The organism is Patiriisocius hiemis (assembly GCF_031846325.1).
Lineage (GTDB): Bacteria > Bacteroidota > Bacteroidia > Flavobacteriales > Flavobacteriaceae > Patiriisocius_A > Patiriisocius_A hiemis.
In genome coordinates, this window is the sequence record NZ_JAVRHZ010000008.1 from 42466 (window position 1) to 65211 (window position 22746).

Genomic DNA, 22746 nt, shown 5'->3' on the forward strand with positions numbered 1-22746 from the left:
CTTCAAGTATGAAGCAAAATAATATCGGAAAGTAAAAGATTTATTTCGTAGATCGTACTTCTAAATCAAACTTTAATAAATGCTATTCAATAGCAGAAAAAACTTCTTCTCCATTAATATACGTTGATAAGACTTTTATGTTTGGAATACTGTCCTCGTCTACTTCCATGATGTTTTTATCTAAGATGATAAAGTCTGCAAATTTACCTACTTCGATACTTCCTTTTTCGTTTTCTTCAAAGTTAGAATAGGCTGCCCAAATAGTCATACCGCGCAAGGTTTCTTCTCTAGATAATCCTTCTTCTTTTCTAAAACCACCTTCAGGATAATTCTCTAAATCTTTTCTAGCAACTGCAGCATAAAACGTATGCATTGGATTCACTTTTTCGACAGGGAAATCGGTTCCCAAGGCGATAATTCCTGCTTGGTCTAAAAGAGTTTTATAAGAATAGGCTCCTTTAATACGGTCTTCCCCAACTCTATCTTCTGCCCAATACATATCGCTTGTAGCATGTGTAGGCTGTACAGATGGAATAATGTTTTTAGAAAAATAATTAAAGTCTTTAGTATCTATAATTTGTGCATGTTCCACCTTCCAGCGTGAGTCTTCTCTATCTTTTAGTGCTTCTTTATATGCTCTTAGCACAGCTACATTTGCAGAGTCTCCAATAGCATGTGTATTCATCTGGTAGCCCGCTTTTGAAATACGAGACGCAAGGGATTGTAATTCACTTTGAGGAGTAATCATAGCTCCAAAATGATTTTCTTTATCGCTATAAGGAGCCTTCATAGCGGCACCTCGAGAACCCAGCGCACCATCTGCGTAGACTTTTACAGAACGCACATTTAACCTATCGGTTTTAATAATTCCTTTGTCAAGATAATAGTCAAGGTTTTTAGGGGTATTACTTATCATCGCATAGACCCTAATGTCCATCACTCCCTTTTGTTGTAAACTATCTATTGCTTCAATTACATTTTGTGAAAGTCCAGCATCATTAATAGTGGTAAGTCCTAAAGAAACGCAAATCGCTTCGGCATCTTGCAATGCCTGTACTCGTGTTGTTTGATTCATTTCTGGAATAGTAGCTCGTACCAATCCCATAGGAGCATCAATTAAAATACCTGTTAATTCTCCATTGGCCACCTCTACTTCTCCACCAGGTACTTGGGTTTGTGGCGATATGTTAGCTAACGCTAGTGCTTTACTGTTTACTATCATTGCATGCCCGTCAATTCTTGTTAAAGCAACTGGAGTGTCTGGAAACAATTTGTCAAGTTCTTCTTTGGTTGGGAACTCTTTAACTTCCCAATCGTTTTGATCCCAACCTCTACCAATGATGTAATTGGTGTTTTTTTTTTCTTGAAATGCCACTACTCTATCCAATACTTCTTGATAACTGGCACTACCAACCAAATCTACCTGTTGCAAGGTCACACCTAAATTAAATAAATGTGCATGTGCATCTATTAAACCGGGCAGTATAGTTTTTCCTTTAGCATCTAAGGTTTTAGAAGGATTATATTTTTTTAGTAATACTTCTTCAGTACCTACAGCTACTATTTTTCCATCTGTAATTACAAAGGCTTCAGTTATATCAAAATTTTCGTTTACAGTATATACTTTGGCATTAGTTACTAGTAAATCTGTAGTTTCTTTTGTATCTGTACAAGCACTAACAAATAGCATTGAAATTAAAAGGAATGCGAAGTTTTTCATCTTTAAGTTGATTTTGAGTAAAGATAAAAAAAGACTTTGTATGAAACCTGAACTGTTTGTAGATATGTTTAGCTTTCTCGATAGGATTTTGACATATCAAAATCTATAACTTTTAAAATTGTATCAATAAGCAATATTAAATAAAGAGGATCTACCAATCAAACTTATAGGTCGCACCCAATAACCCTTGTATCCCTTGCACTGGATAATTAAGCCATTTTTCGTAATTGTCACTTAAAAGATTACTCCCTTTTGCAAAAATAGAAAGCCTATCGTTTACTCTGTAGCCCAGATGTATATTAGCATCTATATAACTATCTAGTGTTTCTTCCATTGCTGTTGTGTCTTCGAGAGGTCCATCTACAAAAGAGAGGTCCATACGTTCTCCAACAAAAAATATTGAGGCACCTCCATATAATTCATCAGTAATATTAAAATTAGAAAACAACGTTGCTTCAATTTCTGGCAAGTTCCAAGCTTGTGCTTGATTAGTAGTATCATAACTACTAAATGTTCCGTTTACACCTAAAGAAAAAGCCTCATTTATATCTATTTGTAATTCTCCAAAGAGTCTAAAAGTTGTAATATCATCATAAGTAACTCCAAAAGAGTTTCCGAGTTCATAAGGCTGTATTTCAGTAGTAGGCTGGTCTATTACAGGGTTGTTTATAAATAATGGTTGGTTTTCTGCTTTGCCATAACTTCCACGTACATTGTATCCAATAGCATTGGACAACTTTCCCTTAAGACCAGCAAATCCATTGTATAGTTGACTAGTGGGTGCAACAAATAAAGTTGGTGACACAAAAGGGTTCTGCTCTTTAAAGTTAAAAAAACTGTTTTGTTCTAAATCTCCTTTAGCACCTCCATAGACTATTAGTACCTCATCTACTAACCTGTACGAAGCATCAATACGAGGATAGATAAATGTATTAGAATCTGAATTTTCTGAATCTAAACTCAAAAACACGGCTACACCTAACAATAACGACAAGTCATTATCTACATACTCTAATGAAGGGATAATTCCTGCGTTAAGAAAGCTGTAATTAATCCCTTGATTACTATTATAAGTTCTATCAAAACTTCCACTCAGATAATCGATGTCTCCTGTTAGTTTTAAATTGAAATCTGTTAGTGGAAATCTAAATTCTGGCTGGGCTGTGATATTAAATTCTGAAGAAGAAAAAGCATCTCCCAAGTAGCGTACTTCTGCCGAAGCTTTTTCAAAAACTGAATCATCTAAAGAAATACTTCCACCAACATAGCCACTAAAATAGGTTTGTTGTGGGTTTATGGCATTGATAGTTTCAGCAGGAGCATTGTCATAAAAACTAGGTAACCCGTACCAGTTAAATAATTGATGTTGTAGTCCTGCATTTAAAATATATGTTGCATCACGTTGTCTACTTGTATAGTTCCCATCTAACTGAGTATCATAATATTTATTTTCTAGCCTTATATCATCTATCCCACCTTGAGAGGAATTATGTCTAAAAAAGATACCAGCATTATCCGTCCTACTTATTTCAAAATTACTGTATAACTCTCCAAGAATACTAGTGAAGTTCCCGAAGCCTAATGAAGCATAATTATCATATAACTTTATACGTTTTGGCTTTTCTAAGGTAGCTGCTGTTCCCTTTGCAGGTGTAAAGGTAGAAGCAACGGGTACCGAAAATATACTGTATTGAACTGGTCGTTTTTTTATTGTTGCCGAATCGTTTAAAATAGGCGTTTGCTTTACCTTAAAAGCATCAGAAATGGTAGGTGTGTAGGGTTTTACAATATTAACCACTTCGGTACCTAAATCTTCTTTTTCTTCTTGTGCCATACTAGTTGTTGAAATAGCAAGAACAAAGAAAAATAGTATAGGCTTTAGTTTAGTATAAAAAGGGCTGTATAACATAAATTTTATTTGAGTTTTTGGGATGCTGTTGGTCATCAGCATGACAAATAATGAGGTTTTAATTTTCGTCAGTTTCTACAGAAGCATTGGTCTTTGCCTCCGCATTTTTAATTTTGTCCAATTCCACTTTTGCTTCATTCACAACATCTGGATAATCTTCAAAGTTGGTGATTACACTTTCTAAAATGTAAGTAGCTTGATAAGCGTCTTTAAGCGCATAAAAGTTTTTTGCCATAAGCACTAACCCCTTAGCTCCATAATATTTATAACCACTATAATCTTTGGCTAATTTTTGAACAGATGCATTAGAGGCTTCGTAGGCTGCATCTTTATTTTTAAAATAAGCATCATAGTAAAGTGCCTCCGCGGCAAGCTGTCCTGTTGCAATTTTGGAAACTTCGGCATAGGCGCTTTTAGCCTTTTCTTCATCATTAGTTTTAATAGCAGACCTTGCTATAATTATTTGTGCGTCACTTTTAATGTTGTTATCAATTTTTATGTTCTGAAGCACCTTTTCAGCATAACTAACTGCTTGTGAGTATTTTTTTAACTCGTAACTCGCCTTCATACTATTGGTTTGTGCAAAAATGATATTCTGAGGAAAATCTGCTTCAGTTTCTAATCGTTTTAAAAATGTAATTGCTTTTTGATAGTCCTTTTTAGAAAGGTAAATTTCAGAAACTCTTGCTAAAGCTTGTTCAGAAAACTCGCTACGTTCTTTGCTTACTACAAACTCATAATATGGGATAGCTTCTTCCTTTTTATCATCTGCAAAATAAAGCTGTGCTAAATAAAAATGTGCTTGTAAAGTATGCTGTCCATTAGGAAATTTACTTAAGTATTCTGAAAACCTGGTAATAGCTTGTTTTGGTTTATTCTCGAGATAGGGTTGCTCCGCAGCTTGATAGGTCGCATCATCTAACTCTGCATCTTCGACTTGAACAAAGTCAAGCGTATTTACCCAACTTGCATATTCATCTACGTTTCCTTGGTCTATATATATAATTTTTGCAGAAGCAACAGCTTGCAATGCTTCAGGTGTTGAAGGATAATCTTTTGCTACCTTTTTAAAGATAGATAGTGCATCGTTGCTTTTTCCAGTGTTATCAAAAATTAATGCTTTTTTAAGTAATGTACGGGAGGCAAACGAGCTTTTAGGTTGCTCTCGTAAAAGCCTATCGTAAGTCTTTAAGGCATTTGCTGTATTATCTTGAGAAACATAAGTGTTACCTAGTTCATACAATGCATCATCTTTATAAACTGAATTTTGATACGCTCCTACAAAAGCATTTAGCTCTTCAATTTTTTTCTGTATCCTATCTACAAAACCGTAACTAATAGCCTTCTGAAAAGATGCATAATCCTTATCTGCTGTACCCGATTCAATAGCCTTGTTATAATTTTCCATGGCAGGCCAATACTGGCTTGTTACAAAATAACTATCGCCAAGACGTAAATAAGTATCTTGTTTTCTGGCCGCTTCTGCATTGGTAGAAGAAGCATAGCTTTTAAAGTTTGTAATAGCTTCGCTATAATTTTTAAGCTTAAACTGATTGTATGCCAGGTTATACTTTATAGTCTTATACTCTGGTGTTGTACTCGCCTCTGGTAATTGTAAGTACTGCTTGTAGCCTATTAATGAAGCTTCAAAATTAGAAAGGTTGTAATCACTCTCTGCTTTCCAATAGGTTGCTCTTGCTGTATAAGTGGCATCTCTGGGCTCTTTTAATGATTTATTAAAAAAAGAAATAGCTTCTCTGTAGTCGCCTTCATTATACAGTTCAATCCCTCTAAAGAAAGCTACTTTTTGATAAGCTAGTTTATTTTCAAAAGACTTGTTACTTTCTAATAGCTCTAAAGCTGCTTTATAGTTTTTTGAAGTGATGTAGCTATCTATTAATAAATCTTTAAGTATGTCATTATTTTGGTTGTCAGGGTATGTTTCTATAAACCCTGAAATAACTTGCGGAACACTTTGGTAGCTATTACCAATCTCATAACTCAACTTTGCATAATTAAGGTACGCATCCTCTTGAATTTGTAAAGAAAAGTCCATTTCTGAAGCATTCTTAAAAGCATTAAGTGCTTGTTGCTTTTGATCTAGTTCGAGGTAACTTTTGGCTAAGTGATAGTAAGCGTTTTGAGCAACCTCATTGCGTCCATCTATAATTTTATTAAACTCATTAATAGCATTTTTATAGTCTCTTTGCTTGTAATATGCGTACCCTAACTGATAGTAATCTGTATTGTTCCATTTTCCTCTTCGTCCGTTATAACCTTGTAAATAAGGAATTGCCTCTGCATACTGCTCTAGGTTAAAATAACTTTCTCCAATAATTTTAGAAAGTTCACTTTTCTCTTTGGGAGTAGAAGCATCAAATTGTTCTTTACCTAAATCGATAGCTTTTTGAAACTTTCCTAATTTGAAATTTAAATCTGCTTGGTAGTAGGATAAATCTTTTGAGTAGCGCTCTTCGTCTTTTACTTCATCAAAAAGCTCTGTTGCTTCTTCATACTCATCGCCCTCATAAGCAATAAAGCCTAGGTAATATTTAGCTTGCGAACCATATTTTTGGGAGGTAGAGACTCTATTAAAGTATTTTTTAGCCTCATTATATCGTTTTGCTTTAAAATAAGCATACCCATTATTAAAATAAAATTTTTCGCGTTCGCCTCTGGGGATGCTGGCTTCATCTACTTTATCAAACCACTTCCTAGCATAGGAATATCTACCATTTTCAAAATAGTAATTTGCTACATTAATATAGGCTTCATTTTTTTTAATGCTGGTAGGGTATTCTTCAACAAAAGATTCCATAAGCTGGTCTGCGTTTTGTTGGTTAAGACGTACTGCACAATTAGCAATATAATAAGCACAGTCTCCTTTTACAGTTTGGTCTTTAGCTTCATTTTTAACACGAGTAAAAAGGTTTTGAGCTGCCAAAAACTGATTGTTTTTATATAACTCTATTGCCTTGTTATAATCTACTAAATCGTTTGTAAAAGCTTGTGTTTGTTGAGCACTTGATGTAATTATTACTAGTAAAGCAATACCAAGTGCAATGAGATTTTTAAGCATGTTGTTTGAGGTTTTTTGTAGCTTTTTATTTCACTATCTATTCTATAACGGAGCAAAAGCCTGTTAATTATGTTTTGTCTTCTTAATAGAATATTTGAATGTAAAATTACTTACTTTTAGACTTGATATATAGACTTTAACTTTCACTTATGAAAAATTTATTAATACTCTTTACTCTTCTTTTTTTACTTGGCAGCTGTGCTGCACAATCTAGTTATGGGAATTTAATTACTCAAAAAAATGGCAAAGTTGGGATTGGTACTACAAACCCAGATGAAACATTAACAGTTAAAGGAAAAATACACACTCAAGAAGTAATAGTAGACCTTAAAGGTGCTGTTGCACCAGATTATGTTTTTGAAGAATATACTAAAGGGAGTTCAACTCTTAATCCTGATTATTCAAGGTTATCACTATTGAAACTTGAGGCATATGTAAAAAAACACAATCACTTACCTAAGATACCTTCAGCAAAAGAGTTAGATAAAAATGGACTTTCATTAAAAGAAATGAACCTTTTATTACTAGAGAAAATAGAAGAACTTACATTATATACTATTGAGCAACAAAAGGAGTTAGAAGTATTGAAAGAAAAGATTAGTAAACTAGAAAATGAATAGTGATTTAGCTACTTTTGTTTTATTAACTACAACAATATTATGTCACAACAACCTGTCTTATTTTTAAAAGATGCATCTATTTTTCAAAGAGAGAACTTAATCCTTTCGGATGTTTCAGTAACTGTAGATAAGGGAGAGTTTGTTTATTTAATTGGTAAAACTGGAACAGGTAAAAGTAGTTTTATGAAAACCCTATATGGTGATTTGCCATTACAAAAAGGAGAGGGAAGCATTGTTGGTTATGATTTACCTAGTTTAAAAGAGAATGATATCCCTTTTTTACGAAGAAAATTAGGGGTTGTTTTTCAAGATTTTAAATTATTAAACGACCGTACCGTTCATAACAATCTACTCTTTGTTCTTACAGCAACTGGTTGGACAGACAAAGGTAGAATGGAGAATAAAATAAATGAAGTGCTTGATAAAGTGGGGATGAAAACAAAAGCCTTTAAATTTCCTTACCAATTAAGTGGAGGAGAGCAACAACGTATTGCTATTGCAAGGGCGTTACTAAACGATCCTGAGTTAATCCTTGCTGATGAACCTACTGGTAATTTAGACCCACAAACAAGTGTTGAAGTTATGGAGGTGCTTCAAGAAATAAATAAAAACGGAAATACTATTTTAATGGCTACGCATGATTATGCCTTGCTACTTAAATACCCTTCAAAAACATTAAAGTGCGACGAAAACCAAATTTTTGAAGTCGTGCAAACTACAGTATAGTATTATTCTTCAATACTAGGGTCTCTTAGCTGGAGCTCACATTCTTTTTCTAACGTCGAATCTATTTTTATTTTAATACTTCCCTTATTTCCGGGTCGTAAAATTGTATTCTCTGAGAGAACTACTTGATTTTTTGAAGTTAATTCTAAAGTAGCATCTTCTCTAAACGTCTGATTTTTAAAAACAGTTTTTTTAGCAAAAGAACGTAAGTTAAAACCCCATCTTGAGAAATCTTGATTTTGAATATAAGCAGTTTGAGTTGGAGTGTATAATTGATATAGTAATTCTATCGTATTTCCTGCGTTAAGTGCTCCTGAACCATAGTTGCCATAAAACTTCCTGTTTGCTGGTATATAGTCTATGTTAACTGAACCCATTTTAAGGATACTTTCAATTTCATTAGTAGGCAAACAAGGGTTTAGCGATAACATAAGGCCTATAGTTCCAGTAACAAATGGAGCGGCTGGTGAAGTAGCCTCAATATCTATAAACTCCTTTTTGTTTTTAGTAAGCCATTTCCCATAACTAAAAACCCCAGCACTTGGTGCAAGTATATCTACATCTTTGTTTAAGGTAGTCACAGATACATTCCAGATATGAGGCTCATTTAAAGTATCATTATCTTTAAAGCCTAAGGATCTACCTACATAATTTCTAACGTTTTGAGCGAAAAAATTACCTTTTGAATCTCTATCCATGGCATCTTTATAGGTAGGATTTTTATACATTACCGTTGAAACAGAAATCACTTTGTCATAAGAAGCTGGGTAATAAACAATTTCCCCTTGCTTTGATGTATTCCAATTCTTATTTCCAGCTGAAGCAACTATAATTGTTCCATTTTGATACATCTCGTTTATAGCTTCTTGCGCAGTTTCATAATATTTGCTACCAGACCAACTACAATTAATTACACGTACACCCATCTTAGATAGCTCCATTAAGGATTTAAAGTCTTTAAACTCTCCATATTTAGTGCCATAGATACTACAGTCATAACAAACACCTGGCATGCCGTAACCGTTATTACCTTGAGCAGCAGCAATTCCAGAAACCCCATATCCATGTCCACCGCTTGGATATCCATTTTTAAGATTTTTTGTTTTCCCTTTAAAATCAATATTTATAGTATCTAATTGGGCATCTGAAATTCCTACTATTACATCTTTACTTCCAGTAGTATAATACCACGCCTTAGGTAAATCAAGAAAATCCAAGTAATCTAGATTAAGTTTATGTTCTCCATAGTCACCAATGGTACTGGTTAGCCCATAATCATTGGGCTCAAAAATCTTTTTGTCTTCATTAGCTATAAGTTCGCCAAAAACAAAAAGATGTGACCCTTCTCTTAAAATATCATCTAGAAAAGATTGTTTATCAGAAATAACAAAAAAGGTCTTTTTTAAGTTCTGTCTTGTTGCGTTTTTGTATGTTTTTTTAAACTTATAGATTATATGTTCTTCAAATATCTTTTTAAGCTTTGTATCATCTCCCACATATCTCAAAACTCCATTTGTTTCTTCAAATTTTGGTGACACTAATGTATCTTTAGCTCTAAGGTACATCCAGGATTTATCTTGAAATTGAGCAGAAGCTATACTACAGCAAGAAAATAATAGTAGAAAGTAAAGTAGAATAGGCTTCATAAGTATTACTCTTTATCCTTTTTATAAACATGAGGATTCTCTACAATTCCTTTTTTAAATACTTTACGTATCCCCATTCGTAAGGAAGCATCCATTTTTAAGATAAAATCCTTTGCTTTTTGTCCAGGTCTAGCTCTAAAAGATGTCACGTGAAATTGGTCATTCTCTTTTAAAGGTGTTTCAGAAAAATAGTAATTAGAAACACAACAACGTTCTCCTTGGTACGTGACAGGACTCACACTATGCCATGAACCTTGATGTGTAGCCATAATTGCTAGCCTATTAAACCTGCTATGGATAGTTATTTGCTCACCTTCTACTCCATCAGGCCATAATTCTAGATGCCCACCATTATCATCATCCCAATCTGGAGTAACATAATACAATAGATTAAAGACTCTCCACTTATCTCTATTTTTATCATGCGAATTATCCAAGTGCGGATTTAAAAAATTCTCATAAGCCATTAGGGAAATACCTCCAGCATACAGGTTTTCGTCAGGCTCTAGTGATTTGGTATTACAAATTTCACCAATTAAATCGACTATTCTTTGATCTTGAAATGCATAAATCACCTTCTCAAGTAATGAATCATATTGATCCATTTGTGCTGCGATGTACTTATACTCTCGTAAACTTTTTTTTAGTACCATCTCTTCTTTACTAGGAAAAACACTACTAATTTTCATCGCTAGATCTTCTGGTAAAACATTGTCAATGTAAAAATGACCTATACCATTCTTTGTTTCAGAATATTTCTTTTTTAGAGTTTCTTTTTCTGAAGAGATTTTATCAAAAATTAATGTTGCAATTTGTTTTGTTTCCATGTATAATTTGAAGAGGATAACTATTGGGTTAAAATTACAATATAAATACTGAAATCAATTTTAAAGCAACAAAAAATGTATTTTTACCAATAGTAAATATGCTTTCAATACTTATACCTACATATAACTATGATGTAACTAACCTAGTTACTGAGATACATAAGCAATGTAACGAAACTGCTATATCTTTTGAAATAATAGTTAGTGATGATGCTTCAAGTAAGAAAAGTTTTATTACTAAAAATGATAGTATTACATTTTTAAAAAATGTATCCCTTATTTCTAATACAGTAAATGTAGGTAGAACAGCTAATAGAAATAAATTAGTTGAAAATTCTAACTACTCCTGGTTATTATTTCTGGATGCTGATGTTATGCCCGCTTCAAAAAATTTTATAAAAAACTATATTGAACAAATTGATAATAAGTTTGATGTTATTTTTGGGGGCATTGCCTATTCAGAAAAAAAACCTTTAGATAAAGAAAAACTTTTACGTTGGCATTATGGCAAACAAAGAGAAGCAAAGTCTGTATCACATAGAAAAAAGAAACCTCATTTTATAATTTCTCAAAATCTATTAATTAAGAAAGAGACATTTACAAAAGCTAATACTCTTGTTGAAAATCATTATGGCTTAGACAATTTTTTTTCCAATAGATTAAAAAACATGAATGCTGCTGTACTTCATGTTAAAAACCCTGTAATACATCATGGTTTAGAAAATACCGAGGTGTTTTTAGAAAAATCGTTACAGTCTGTTAAATCAACTTTTACTCTCGAAAAAGATGGTTTATTAGACTACAACCTTAGACCAATGCAACAGTCCTATTTAAAGTTGAAAAAGTGGCGACTTACTAAGTTATTTAATTGGTTTATTGGATTGTTTAAAAATATGATGGAAGCTAATTTTAGATCAAGTAAGCCTAATTTATTTTGGTTTGATTTATATAGACTACACTATTACATTAAGCTAAAAAGAGCAGAAAATGCCTGAGTTATCTATAATTATACCTCTTTACAATAAAGAAAAAGATATTGAAAACACATTAAAAAGTGTGTTACTTCAGTCTTATAGTGATTTTGAGGTTGTAGTAGTTAATGATGGTTCTACAGATAAAAGTGAAAGTGTAGTTTCTCAAATAAAAGACGATAGAATAAAGCTGTTCTCAAAAAAAAATGAAGGTGTATCAAAAACTAGAAATTTTGGAGTTTCTAAAGCTATAGCAGACCATATTGTTTTTCTAGACGCAGACGATTATTGGTACCCAAACCACTTGAAAAACCTGAAAGATTTAATTAAAAAGTTCCCAGAACAAGGTTGGTATGCAACTGCCTATGAAAAAAAGCATAATAAAAATCTCATTGTTCCCATACAATCACCAGTTATGGAAAAAGAGGAGTCTATGTTTTTGATAAATAATTATTTTAAAAATTCTCTAAAAGATAATCTTGCTTGGACCTCTGCTGTTTGCATGAAAAAGATTTTTTTTAACAGTTTAAATGGCTTTGACACATCCATTACAATGGGAGCAGGAGAAGATACAGATTTATGGATTAGAGCCGCATTAGCCTCTGAAATTGGATTTTGTAAAATAGTTAGTGCAACACATAACCTAGAAGGTACAAATAGAATCTCTAATACCCCTACAAATGATCGTGTATTTCTAAATCTAGATAACTATGAAGACTTTGCAAAAGAAGATATGTTTCTTCAAAAGTTTTTAGATTTAAACAGGTATTCTATAGCACTACAATATAAGCTCTCAGGAAATTTTAAAACGTCCAATAAAATTTCAAAAAAAATAAATTCTAAAAATCTTTCTTTTACACAAAGAAACCTACTCAAGCTACCTAGGTCTATACTTGTATTATTGATAAAGACTCAAAAATTTCTTGGAAAAAAGGGGTATAGATTAAGCTCCTACAAATGATTTAAAGTCATTATAATTTCTAATATAATCTTCTTCAAGATATTCACCAGATGAAACTACAAGGCATATTGCACCAGAAGAGAAATTTTGCAGCTCACGCCATATTCCTGTATCTAATAAAAGACCTTTATCTGGTTTATTAAGGGTAATTGTTTCTTTGTTTGTTCCATTATCAATTACTACTTCAAAACTGCCGCTTAATGCAATTAAAAACTCTAACTGTTCTTTATGTGCATGCCCCCCTCTATATGCATCGCTAGGTACATCATATAAATAATAAACCCTTTTTATTTTATAGGGTAGTAATTCTTTTTCAATTACACCTAGATTACCTCTTGGATCAGCAATTTTAGGTATATCTATAATTTTACAGTTATCAAGCATAATTTTCTAATAATATTCCATTCCATTTATTTGCAACTACCTCCATAGAGAACTCTTTTATAGATGTATTAGTATTGCCTTTACATTTTATATAAAGTTCTTTATCATATACTAACTGCCTAATTGCATTAGAAAATAAAGGTACATTTCTTTCAGAAACTAATAAACCATTTTCTTTGTGTTTAATAATTTCATTAGGACCAGAAATTATATCTAATGCTGCTACAGGGGTTCCAACAGAAAAAGATTCTAAAAGCACCATAGGAAACCCTTCAAACTTACTAGTTAATGTCACAAACTTTGCTTGCTTAATTATTGGAAAAGGATTTTCTTGAAATGGCATAAAAATAATGAATGGAGAACACTCTAATTTTGAAGCCTTATTTTGAAGCATTTTGGCATCTTGCCCATCACCCATAATCACTAGGTATATGTTATCTTTCCATACAGCAGATTTTGAAAAGGAATTAATTAAAAAACTAAAATCCTTTACGGAATCGACAATTCTTCCGTAAGACAAAATATAATTCCTATTATTTAATTGCTTAGGAAGTGTGCTATTTTGACTACTCCAATCTGGGTTAAAAGAATTATATATAGTGACACCATTGGTAATGCTCAAATCTTCTAGTAAGGTATCCTCTATATATTTTGAAACACAAACTGTTTTAGTATTTCTCCTGTATATTTTTGCAGTTTCCTTTGGGTTATTGCTAAAGTATAATTCTTTATTTGAGCTATGAACCACATAAATACATGATTGGTTCTTGTATATATAATTACTATAAAATAACTCTCTCTTATAATTAGTCTTCGACCTGTTATCTACAATAACATCAAACTTTTGCTTCTTTATGTACCGTCTAAGTTTTTTAAATCTAATAAAACGTTTAAAGACTGTGTCTTTACCTTTTTTAAATTTTCCTAAATTAAAAAGTGTACCTGAGTAATTGTAAGAAATAGCATTGTTTAAAGTTACAATGTGAACCTCGTGGCCAAGTGATGTAAACATTTGAGATTGCATAGCAGCAGCTCTCTCTGCACCACCATTAGCAAGAGAAATTGTTACTATACAAATTTTAATATGCGTACCTTCGCTCAAGAGCTTATCCATTTAGAAGCGTCACAAAGATATGAAGATACTTTTAGTAGGCGAATATAGTAGATTACACAATTCATTAAAAGAGGGACTAACTGCTTTAGGACATGAGGTGTTGCTTATTTCATCTGGGGATTTTTTTAAAGATTACCCATCAGATATTAAACTAAAAAGAAAATTTGATAGTGGTATTCAAAAGAAACTGAAAACTCTCTTGTATAAGTTTACCGGTGTTAATATAACCTCACTATCTCTTAAAAATCAGTTTTTTAAACATACAGAACGTTTAACAGGTTTTGATATAGTACAATTAATAAACGAAAGTTCTTTTGCTGCAACCCCAAAATATGAAAAAGAATTTATAGACTTCTTACATTTAAATAACAAAAAACTATTTTTATTGTCTTGCGGAACGGATTATGTAAGTGTCGCATTTGGTCTAAGTAATAAACTTGAGTATAGTATTTTTAAAGGATATTTAGATAATACCGTATCAAAAGAAACTTACTTTTCATCTTTAAAATATTTAGCTCCCGCATACAAAGAGCTTCACAATTATGTCTACTCAAAAATAGAAGGTGTGATTGCTACAGATATGGATTATCACCTCCCACTAGAAAACCACCCTAAATACTTGGGACTTATACCAAACCCTGTAAATATAGACAAAATAAAGACCCCTAAAACTCAAGAACCTACTCACAAAATAAAAATTTTCTTAGGGATTAATCGAAGTAATTACCATACAAAAGGAATTGTCTATTTTGAAGAAGCTTTAGAGATTATTCAGAAAAAGTATGCAGATAAAGTAGAAGTTGTTGTAGTTGAAAATTTACCATACAAAGAGTACATAACCAAGTTTGACAAAGCCCATATCTTACTTGACCAAGCATTAGCGTATGACCAAGGATACAATGCCTTGGAAGCTATGGCAAAAGGGAAAGTAGTATTTACCGGAGCTTCTCCACAATTTGAAGCTTTTCATAATCTTAAAAATCAAGTTGCAATACATACCAGACCTGATACTCAAGAGATTGTAGCCAATCTAGAATTACTTATAAAAAATCCTGAAAAAATTACTGAAATAAGTAAAAACGCTATAAATTTTATTGAAAAGGAGCACCACTATATTACAATTGCTCAAAAATATATTGACATATACACTACTTAAAATGGGTGCAAATGTTACATTACCTAAAGTATACTACTACTTATTTACATTTTTTGTAGTTGCCTTACTCATGGGGTATGGCTCCAATAGTTGGATTTATCCGGCATTAGTCGTAGCACTTATCATTTCCTTATTGCTATTGATTTTTAAGCAAAAATTTTGGTTGATTTCTTTTTTTATAGCTTCTATTGCAGTTTTACTTTACGGTTTCTCATTTCCTAGAATGGCAAACCATGGTAATCTAGAATTTTTTATTGGTCTCTTTATTATATGCTTTCTACTACTAAAGTATAAAGACATAAAAAACAATACATTATCTGTAAAAAATATTACATGGTTCTTTAGGTTTTCACTACTAAGCATCTATTTTTTTGCAGGGTTTCATAAATTAAATAGTGGTTTTTTCAGTATCAATGAGAGCTGTACTTTTTTAATAAATCAAGGTTTTTTTTCTACTGAAATTTTAACCAATACAACTATTGCATTAGTATTTCAAGTAGGAACAATCCTTATAGAAATGCTTATCCCTTTTGGCTTACTTTTTAGGAAAACCAGAAAAATTGCTGTTTTAATTTTACTTGCTTTTCACATATATCTATCTTTTGTTGGGTTTTCTAACTTTAGCTCGTTAGCAGGTTTCTTACTCTTAGGTTCTTTACTAAGTCTTAAAAAAATAAAACAAAAGCATCTAATTATCTACACAGTAAGTGCTGTAATAGCTGTTATTACGGGTTTTGTATTAAGAAACTACACAACCCTGTCTTTTTATAAAATAGCTTTTATTAATGGGCTTATTTATAATATAGGTTGGGTTTATTTCTTTTATAATTTGGTAAAAGGCATAAAATTTAACACTAAAAACTTACAGCTCTCGTGGCAGCTTGCAATTCCTGTTTTCTTTGTTTTTCTGTGGTCAAGTCAAGCTTATATAGGGTTATCAAATACAGGTAATCTCACTATGTTTAGTAATCTTATTACTGAAAGTAGTAGAAGTAATCATTTTTTAATTAATACTAAAAAAACAAAATTATTTTTTTTTGAAGATGATTATGTAACGATACTAGAATTGCCAGATTATTGTAAATGGAATGGTATTGAAAAATTAGAAGGGTATGACTTACCCTATATAGAGTTTAAGACGCAAGTAGGATTCTGGAAGCAAAAATATAACAACCCAATACCGGCAACAGTTGTTTACAAAAAGGATACATTACAAATAGATAATTTAAAGAACAGCACTTTTAGTACTACAAACTGGTGGCATAAATATTTACATTTCAGAAAAATTCCGATAAAAGGAAATAACGAATGTCTCTGGTAAGTAATTAAAATCTTTAAAAATAACACTTCAATACTCAAGCCATAATACGTACTTTAGCAACGTAATAATTTAAACTAATGAATACTAGTATAATTTCTAATTCGGCAGTAATAGGCAAGAATGTTACCATTGGCAACTTTTGTATAATAGGGGACAATGTAGTTATTGGTGATAATACAGTAATAAAAAACTATGTAGAACTCCGTGAAAATACAATTGTTGGAAATGATTGTTACATAGACTCAAGAGTAACATCTTCTGGAAGTTGTGAGATTGGTAATAATGTAACTTTAAGATACGATAGTATAATTGCTAGAGGTTGTAAAATTGGTGATAACACTTATATATGTCCTAAAGTTATGACTAACAACCTTAACACAGAAAAAGATCAAATAGGTGGTCCAAAAATTGGCAAAAATGTATTTATAGGAACTAGTAGTGTTATACAGCATGGTATTACAATAGGCGATAATAGCGTATTGGGCTCGCTTTCTTTTTTAAATAAAAGTATCCCTGAAAATGAAGTTTGGTTTGGGAACCCTGCAAAATGCTATAAAAAACTTTAAAAAATTACCATTGAAGTATCTTATACTTCTTAAGCATTTCTTTTTCAGACTCCCAGTCTCTAGCAAAGTTATTTCTTATGAGTTTTGCCGGAATTCCTCCTAGCAAAATATTCTCTCCTAAACTTGAATAGTCCTTATTGCACAATGAATTTGAAGCAATAACGCAATTGTTTGGAGTTTTTGTATTTAACATAATGGTTACTCTATTTGAAATAGCGTTATAGTCTCCTATTTTTATTTCTCCCTCAATTGGAAAGTGAGTTTTGGTATTTGTATCCATCATAGGATGCGAATTTGTATCAATTAATTGAGACTCATAACCAATACCTGTCCAATTTCCAATAACAACTCTATTGGTACAAATAAGCTTTACATTTGACCCAAGGCAGCCCATGTCCCCAAATTCACAATACCCATTTTTTGAAACATAAATAATAACATCCTTTCCAAAGTGGGCGTGGTTTTTAAATAACATTTTGCCTTGCATGTTAATTTCGGCTATCCCGCGTTGACGTGTCATCTTTTCAAAAAGCAACCCAAAACCAATCATTCCCATTTTCAAGGGGCCTTCAAGAATAAAATCGCCAGAAATATTGGTAAATTTTACACTCCCATAAAAGAAAAAAGGTAGTTTTTTTGCTTCAGAAAAAGGTAGTTTTTTAAAGTTGAAATAAAGCGTTTTAATCCAATTTACTGAACGAATTATTTTAAAAACCCTTTTAAATTTTCTATACTTTTCTTTTAAAAAACTCATTATTATTTTCTCAGCTTATCTTTTAAAAAACTTATAATATCCACTTTTTTATTAATGTAAATAAACGAAAAAGTAACGGATATAATGGTCATAGCAATCATAACTAATAAATTAAGGGTGCTATCATCTATATTAGAAAAGACTAATGTTAAAATACAAATTACATTAGCAACTATGAAAATAGGGTAAAACTCAGACTTAAAAGTAAAGTTATAACGCCACTTGGTTATTATTAATAATGAAATAAAGTGAATTATAAAATGTATTAAAAAACTAATACCTAAACCTTCTATCCCGTATAGGTTATATCCTACTATATTTAAACTAAATAGTAGAACATTAAAAACAATAATAGTTTTTACAAATAACTTTGTATCTGCCTTTGCAATAATAATATACCCCATTGAAAAAGATCCCATTTTAAATATCATGCCTAAAATTCCCCAACTAACTAGCTTAGTAGTTGAAAGAAACTCTTCAGAATAAAGTAGTTCTATAAAAAAGGGTGCAAAAGCTATAAAAATTACAACAATGGGTACTAACAATAACACACCTATATAGGCTTGCTCAAACACTTTATCTTTAATTTTAGAAATATTACTAGAAATGGCTGCTAGTTGAGGGTAATAGTCTGTTGCCATAGCTGTAAAAACCGCCCCAACATAAGTGTTTAGTATTACAATACCAGCAATATAAAAACCTACTTCATCAATACCCCCATAGTTTGAAATATATACTTGTAATAGATACATACCTAAGATAGAAATAATACCACCTAAACTTAAAGCTGCACCAAGCTTCATCATATTCCCTCCAGAATATACAGCTTGTTTAAGTGAGACTTTTATAGGAAGGTATTGTACCTTTCTTGTAAAATAAAGTGCTATAAAAAAACCTATTGCATGTGCAATTATTATCGCTGGCACTATGGCTTCAATTCTAAAAAAATAGTAAAGTGGCAAGGTTATAAATAAGCCTAATAAGTTTCCATAAACCGTAGCCTTAGAAAGGCCTTTTAAGTTTCTTAAACCCTGCAAAATTGCTAAGTTAGATCGTGTGAGCTGATTAAACAATAAGGCTATAGAAAGGAAAATAAAAGAGTAAGTAAACTCAGAAGAATCAAATGAAATCTCACTTAAAAGAGGTGAAAAAATTATCATTAATAAGCAACCAACAAAAATTGAAAGCCAAACTAGCTTCTTTAATACTCCAATAGTTTTAGAGACCTTTTCTTGATCTTTTTTTTCTTTTGCAATTGCAATCTCCTGAACTACACTTTTATTGAGACCTATACTTGTTAATTCAGTTATTAAGTTTAAAGCAGTTACAAATAATCCAGAAATACCAATACCTGCAGGACCAATTAAAAATGCAATTGCTTTAGAACGGAGAAGGGAGATAATTATTTTTACAAATTGAACCCCTCCAAAGATTGAAGTAGCTACAATTACGCCCTTAAATGCATTTTTCTCTTTCAGCATTTATGACTTTTTTAAATTATTATAATATCTAAAAACTAAAAACAGAACAATAAAAAATAGAAGAATGTATCTTATAAAATGTGCCATAACAACACCTTCTACTCCATAATCAATCACAAGGTAGTTTGCAAAGCCATAAAATAAAGCTAGTGAAACAATTTCAGTAAAAATAAAATTACGCACGAGTTTTTTAGCTAAAAACTGATGAATTAAAACCAAAGCGCCTAATCTTACAAAATCACCTAATAATTGCCATTTAAACAAAGGTGCCATTTCAGTAAATCCTGGATAAATTAACTCAATGACAAAATCTCTAAAAATAAATATTAATATCATCCCGATACCAAAGAGAGGTAATAAGGTTTTATAAATAGACAATAATTCTTTTAAAAAACCAGATTTAGAGTTTATGCTTGCGAACTTCGGAATTACATAAAGCGTAAACATTGCTCCAGAAAAAACCATATAATTTTTTGATATGAAAGTCATCCCAGTCCAGATTCCAGCATCATCTTCACTTAAAGAATTGGCTAACATATTTCGGATATCTATTTCTATATAATTCAGTAAAACTGTAGAAACAAAAGACATAAGTGTGAATGCCAATAAGCTTTTTCCTAATGGGGTAGAAAAAGTTAGTTTTTTAAACTGAACATACTCTTTTAAAATTTTAAAAATTAAAAAGAGCATAACTACAACTTGTATAACTGGAGTTAATGCAATTGCCATTAATGCTCCAGTAATATTATTTTGATATAATAGGTATACAAGCAAGCAAGCACTAAGTATATAACTTATTAGCTCTACGGTTGCAAACTTTTTATAGTTAGACAAGCCGTTTATAACTCCATTAAAAACACGTTGTATACTTATAAAAGGAACTACTACCGCAACTAGTTTAACAACAAATGTAAAATCACTACTCCCAAAAAGGTAGGTACTTAAAAAATCGGCTCCAAAAAACAATAACGCTCCAGTTACAACAGTACCAAAAATGGTAAATACTAATGTAGTAGAAAATAACTTTTGTAGTTGAGGCTTTTCGTCCTTATACTCTGCTACATATTTTACAACCCCATTAAAAACACCAAGTGAAGTTATTGAGCTTAAAATCTGGCTTAAACTACGTAGTTGGCCAATTTTATATATTCCCGCTTCTCCAACTATTTCTGCTAATAACCTTTGAACAAAAACAGAAATTATGAGCCTTATACTAATAACAACTCCATTTACCGAAGTCATTTTTAATAATAAATTTTTGCTAATAAATTCTGGTACTTTCAATTAATAGTTATTTAAAACTTCAATTACAGTAGTCACTTCATTGGCTTCCATCACCGGACTTATAGGGATACTTATAATGCGTCTATGTATTTCTTCAGATACAGGAAAACACAAATGGTTGTGTTCTTTTAATGCTTCTTGATTATGTGGGGCAAGAGGATAATGAATTAAAAAACCTATAGAGTTTTCTTTTAAATACAACATAAAATGCTCTCTATCCTCCACTTCTACTACAAACAAATGGAAATTATGGTCTTCTGTTTTGCTAAAAAAGGGCAATCTTATTTTTTCATTTTTAATTTCTTTAAGATAACGAGCTGCTACCTTTCTCCGTTTTCTATTATCAACATCAAGTTCAGGAAGTTTACAACTCAAGAAAGCTGCTTGTATTTCATCCAATCTTGAATTAATACCAACGTATTTATTTATATATTTTGAAGATGTACCGTAGTTTCTCAACTTTCTAATTATTGATGCCAACTCAGTATTGTTTGTGGTTACAGCTCCACCATCTCCTAATGCGCCTAAGTTTTTGGATGGGTAAAAGCTAAATCCAGCTGCATCTCCTAAGTTACCAGCTAACTTTCCATCTGCATCTCTAGCGCCATGAGCTTGGGCTGCATCTTCAATAATAATTAAACTCTTTTTGTTTGCTATTTTTTTGATTTCTTTCATGGGAGCCAATTGGCCATATAAGTGCACAGGCATTATGACTTTTGTTTTTGAAGAAATTGCTTGTTCTAACTTTTCTAAATCAAAATTGTATAAGGTATTTTCTGCCTCTACAAGAACTGGTGTAAGACCAGCTTGTTTTATTGCCAAAATTGTGGCAATGTACGTATTAGATGCTACTAAAACTTCATCACCTATAGCTAATTTACCTAACTCTTTGTACCCTTCAAGAATTAGTCGTAAGGCATCTAATCCATTTCCAACTCCTATACAATGTTTTGTACCACAATATGCGGCGAATGACGATTCAAAAAGTGAAACTTGATTGCCCAAAATGTAATATCCAGAATCTAAAAAATCCTTGAACGATTCATTAAATTTCTGTTCAAACCTTGCATTTATTTTATGTAAGTCTAAAAATGGAATCATATTTTTAAGCTATAGTAGTCTAGGTTTACTGGATTTCCGCCTAATTCTTCTTTATACCTAGTTAATCCACTATTGTAACCATCTTTTGTAGTAGTGGTCCCTAGATCAAAATATAAATATCCAAGTTCTTTATATTTTTTATATAATTCTAGGTATATATAGTCTAGTGCTTTATATTTTTTCCCGACAGTAGTCACTACTCCATATTGTGATTTAACTACTTTTCCAGAAATAAATAACGTCATTCCTGCTACTATATTTTCACCTTGATAAGCGTTAAATTGAACTATGTTTGTGGGAAATTTTTGTTTTAGAAGCTTTATTTCTTCTAGACTGTGAACTGGAGTTGAATTATAATTTGTCTTTAAAACAGGAATTAATACAGAATTCCAGAATGCATCGAGAGAGTCTTCTTCCTTTAACTCTAAAGAAGAAAAAGTCCCGTTTTTTTGAGCTTTACTTTTGGACTTATGTAAATTAATATTATTAAGAGGAACAACGAAGTTTATATCTCTTTTATAGCTGTTGACTCCATTTATAAAAAAAAGAAAATCTTGTGCTGTTGTATACTTAGTATGGTAGAAATAAGGTGGCAGCTTAACCCTAAGCTCTAAAAAATCATTACTTTTTAAAAACTCAAGTAAACAATGAAATACTGACTCAACTACCTCCAGATACTCATTTGGCTTATGTATTATTCCGCCATATGTAAGTCCTGCATGACTAATCAAAATGTTGTTATCCCTATGTGCAGGAAGTAAAGCTATAAGCTTATTTTTTTTATAAAATAAAAGGGAGTAATCTTTAAATCTTTCTCCATGATATTCTATAAAATCTCTTTTAAAAAGAAAAGAGTTTATATTACTTACCTCTACAAAAGTATCCCAAGTGTCTTTGTCTTTAGGTTGATATTTTTTTACTGTATAAATTAGTTTTCGTTTTTAATGTGTTAACGATAACTGTAAAACTAAAACTATTTTTTGTTTTATCTTGCGAGCTAGGTACTTTAAATAAAACTCTTTGATAAAATTGCATTTAAAAAAATTAGTCTTAGAAGATTATATTCTACTTACTATTTTGGGTGTAGTTTTCTTCTGGTTTGTATTACAACCGCCGCTATTTTATC

General features: G+C 31.6%; 19 protein-coding genes. 7 read left to right on the top strand and 12 right to left on the bottom strand.

Going from position 1 to position 22746, the window contains the following annotated elements:
- Positions 1 to 82: 82 nt before the first annotated feature.
- The 3 genes from RM538_RS11875 to RM538_RS11885 all read right to left on the bottom strand — a co-directional run bounded on the left by RM538_RS11875 (position 83) and on the right by RM538_RS11885 (position 6708).
- The gene (locus RM538_RS11875) at positions 83 to 1720 is read right to left on the bottom strand and encodes an amidohydrolase (protein ID WP_311333657.1); all 1638 of its coding nucleotides are present in this window, start codon (positions 1718 to 1720) and stop codon (positions 83 to 85) included.
- A gap of 151 nt (positions 1721 to 1871) precedes the next feature.
- Positions 1872 to 3554, bottom strand: coding sequence for a TonB-dependent receptor (locus RM538_RS11880; RefSeq protein WP_311333658.1), 1683 nt, complete (start codon positions 3552 to 3554; stop codon positions 1872 to 1874).
- A 133-nt stretch (positions 3555 to 3687) separates the two neighbouring features.
- Positions 3688 to 6708 (bottom strand): tetratricopeptide repeat protein, encoded by a 3021-nt coding sequence (locus RM538_RS11885; protein WP_311333659.1) that lies wholly within the window; start codon positions 6706 to 6708, stop codon positions 3688 to 3690.
- A gap of 149 nt (positions 6709 to 6857) precedes the next feature.
- Between RM538_RS11885 and RM538_RS11890 the strand changes: the two genes are divergently transcribed.
- Together RM538_RS11890 and RM538_RS11895 are read left to right on the top strand one after the other, a co-directional pair.
- Positions 6858 to 7328, top strand: coding sequence for a tail fiber protein (locus RM538_RS11890; protein WP_311333660.1), 471 nt, complete (start codon positions 6858 to 6860; stop codon positions 7326 to 7328).
- A 39-nt stretch (positions 7329 to 7367) separates the two neighbouring features.
- Entirely contained in the window at positions 7368 to 8054 is a 687-nt protein-coding gene (locus RM538_RS11895) for a cell division ATP-binding protein FtsE (protein WP_311333661.1), read from the top strand.
- 2 nt (positions 8055 to 8056) lie between these two features.
- Here the strand turns inward: RM538_RS11895 and RM538_RS11900 are convergent, their stop codons facing one another.
- Both RM538_RS11900 and RM538_RS11905 read right to left on the bottom strand, forming a co-directional pair.
- Positions 8057 to 9700 carry a S8 family peptidase gene (locus tag RM538_RS11900; RefSeq protein ID WP_311333662.1) on the bottom strand — a complete coding sequence of 548 codons (1644 nt, stop codon included), beginning with the start codon at positions 9698 to 9700 and terminating at the stop codon, positions 8057 to 8059.
- Positions 9701 to 9705: 5 nt separating this feature from the next.
- Positions 9706 to 10527, bottom strand: coding sequence for a 2OG-Fe(II) oxygenase (locus RM538_RS11905; RefSeq protein ID WP_311333663.1), 822 nt, complete (start codon positions 10525 to 10527; stop codon positions 9706 to 9708).
- Positions 10528 to 10625: 98 nt separating this feature from the next.
- On the opposite strand from RM538_RS11905, the gene RM538_RS11910 reads away from it, so the two are divergent.
- Together RM538_RS11910 and RM538_RS11915 are read left to right on the top strand one after the other, a co-directional pair.
- On the top strand, positions 10626 to 11522 hold the full coding sequence (locus RM538_RS11910) for a glycosyltransferase family 2 protein (protein WP_311333664.1): 897 nt from the start codon (positions 10626 to 10628) through the stop codon (positions 11520 to 11522).
- Positions 11515 to 12459: a glycosyltransferase family 2 protein gene (locus RM538_RS11915; RefSeq protein ID WP_311333665.1), complete on the top strand. Its 945-nt coding sequence runs from the start codon at positions 11515 to 11517 to the stop codon at positions 12457 to 12459. The genes RM538_RS11910 and RM538_RS11915 overlap by 8 nt, the downstream gene beginning before the upstream one ends.
- Here the strand turns inward: RM538_RS11915 and RM538_RS11920 are convergent.
- Positions 12442 to 12843: a sugar 3,4-ketoisomerase gene (locus tag RM538_RS11920; protein ID WP_311333666.1), complete on the bottom strand. Its 402-nt coding sequence runs from the start codon at positions 12841 to 12843 to the stop codon at positions 12442 to 12444. The two genes, RM538_RS11915 and RM538_RS11920, sit on opposite strands and share 18 nt — an antisense overlap.
- Positions 12836 to 13957, bottom strand: a complete 1122-nt coding sequence (locus RM538_RS11925) for a glycosyltransferase (protein WP_311333667.1) — start codon at positions 13955 to 13957, stop codon at positions 12836 to 12838. The genes RM538_RS11920 and RM538_RS11925 overlap by 8 nt, the downstream gene beginning before the upstream one ends.
- 19 nt (positions 13958 to 13976) lie before the next feature.
- Between RM538_RS11925 and RM538_RS11930 the strand changes: the two genes are divergently transcribed.
- From RM538_RS11930 to RM538_RS11940, 3 genes are all read left to right on the top strand, one after another.
- Positions 13977 to 15113 carry a glycosyltransferase family protein gene (locus RM538_RS11930; protein ID WP_311333668.1) on the top strand — a complete coding sequence of 379 codons (1137 nt, stop codon included), beginning with the start codon at positions 13977 to 13979 and terminating at the stop codon, positions 15111 to 15113.
- Positions 15094 to 16434 (top strand): HTTM domain-containing protein, encoded by a 1341-nt coding sequence (locus tag RM538_RS11935; RefSeq protein ID WP_311333669.1) that lies wholly within the window; start codon positions 15094 to 15096, stop codon positions 16432 to 16434. Before RM538_RS11930 ends, RM538_RS11935 begins: the two co-directional genes overlap by 20 nt.
- Before the next feature lie 77 nt (positions 16435 to 16511).
- Complete coding sequence (locus tag RM538_RS11940; RefSeq protein ID WP_311333670.1) at positions 16512 to 17000, top strand: DapH/DapD/GlmU-related protein; 489 nt, start codon at positions 16512 to 16514, stop codon at positions 16998 to 17000.
- A 4-nt stretch (positions 17001 to 17004) separates the two neighbouring features.
- On the opposite strand, the gene RM538_RS11945 is transcribed toward RM538_RS11940, so the two are convergent.
- From RM538_RS11945 to RM538_RS11965, 5 genes are read right to left on the bottom strand one after another with little or no spacing between them, the layout of a single operon-like run.
- The gene (locus RM538_RS11945) at positions 17005 to 17754 is read right to left on the bottom strand and encodes an acyltransferase (RefSeq protein ID WP_311333671.1); all 750 of its coding nucleotides are present in this window, start codon (positions 17752 to 17754) and stop codon (positions 17005 to 17007) included.
- A gap of 2 nt (positions 17755 to 17756) precedes the next feature.
- A complete protein-coding gene (locus RM538_RS11950; protein WP_311333672.1) occupies positions 17757 to 19235 on the bottom strand; it encodes an oligosaccharide flippase family protein in 1479 nt (492 codons plus the stop codon).
- Positions 19236 to 20519, bottom strand: a complete 1284-nt coding sequence (locus tag RM538_RS11955; protein ID WP_311333673.1) for an O-antigen translocase — start codon at positions 20517 to 20519, stop codon at positions 19236 to 19238.
- Positions 20520 to 21620, bottom strand: a complete 1101-nt coding sequence (locus RM538_RS11960) for a DegT/DnrJ/EryC1/StrS family aminotransferase (RefSeq protein WP_311333674.1) — start codon at positions 21618 to 21620, stop codon at positions 20520 to 20522. It abuts the gene before it with no gap.
- Positions 21617 to 22351: a GNAT family N-acetyltransferase gene (locus tag RM538_RS11965; RefSeq protein WP_311333675.1), complete on the bottom strand. Its 735-nt coding sequence runs from the start codon at positions 22349 to 22351 to the stop codon at positions 21617 to 21619. The genes RM538_RS11960 and RM538_RS11965 overlap by 4 nt, the downstream gene beginning before the upstream one ends.
- Positions 22352 to 22746: the final 395 nt, after the last annotated feature.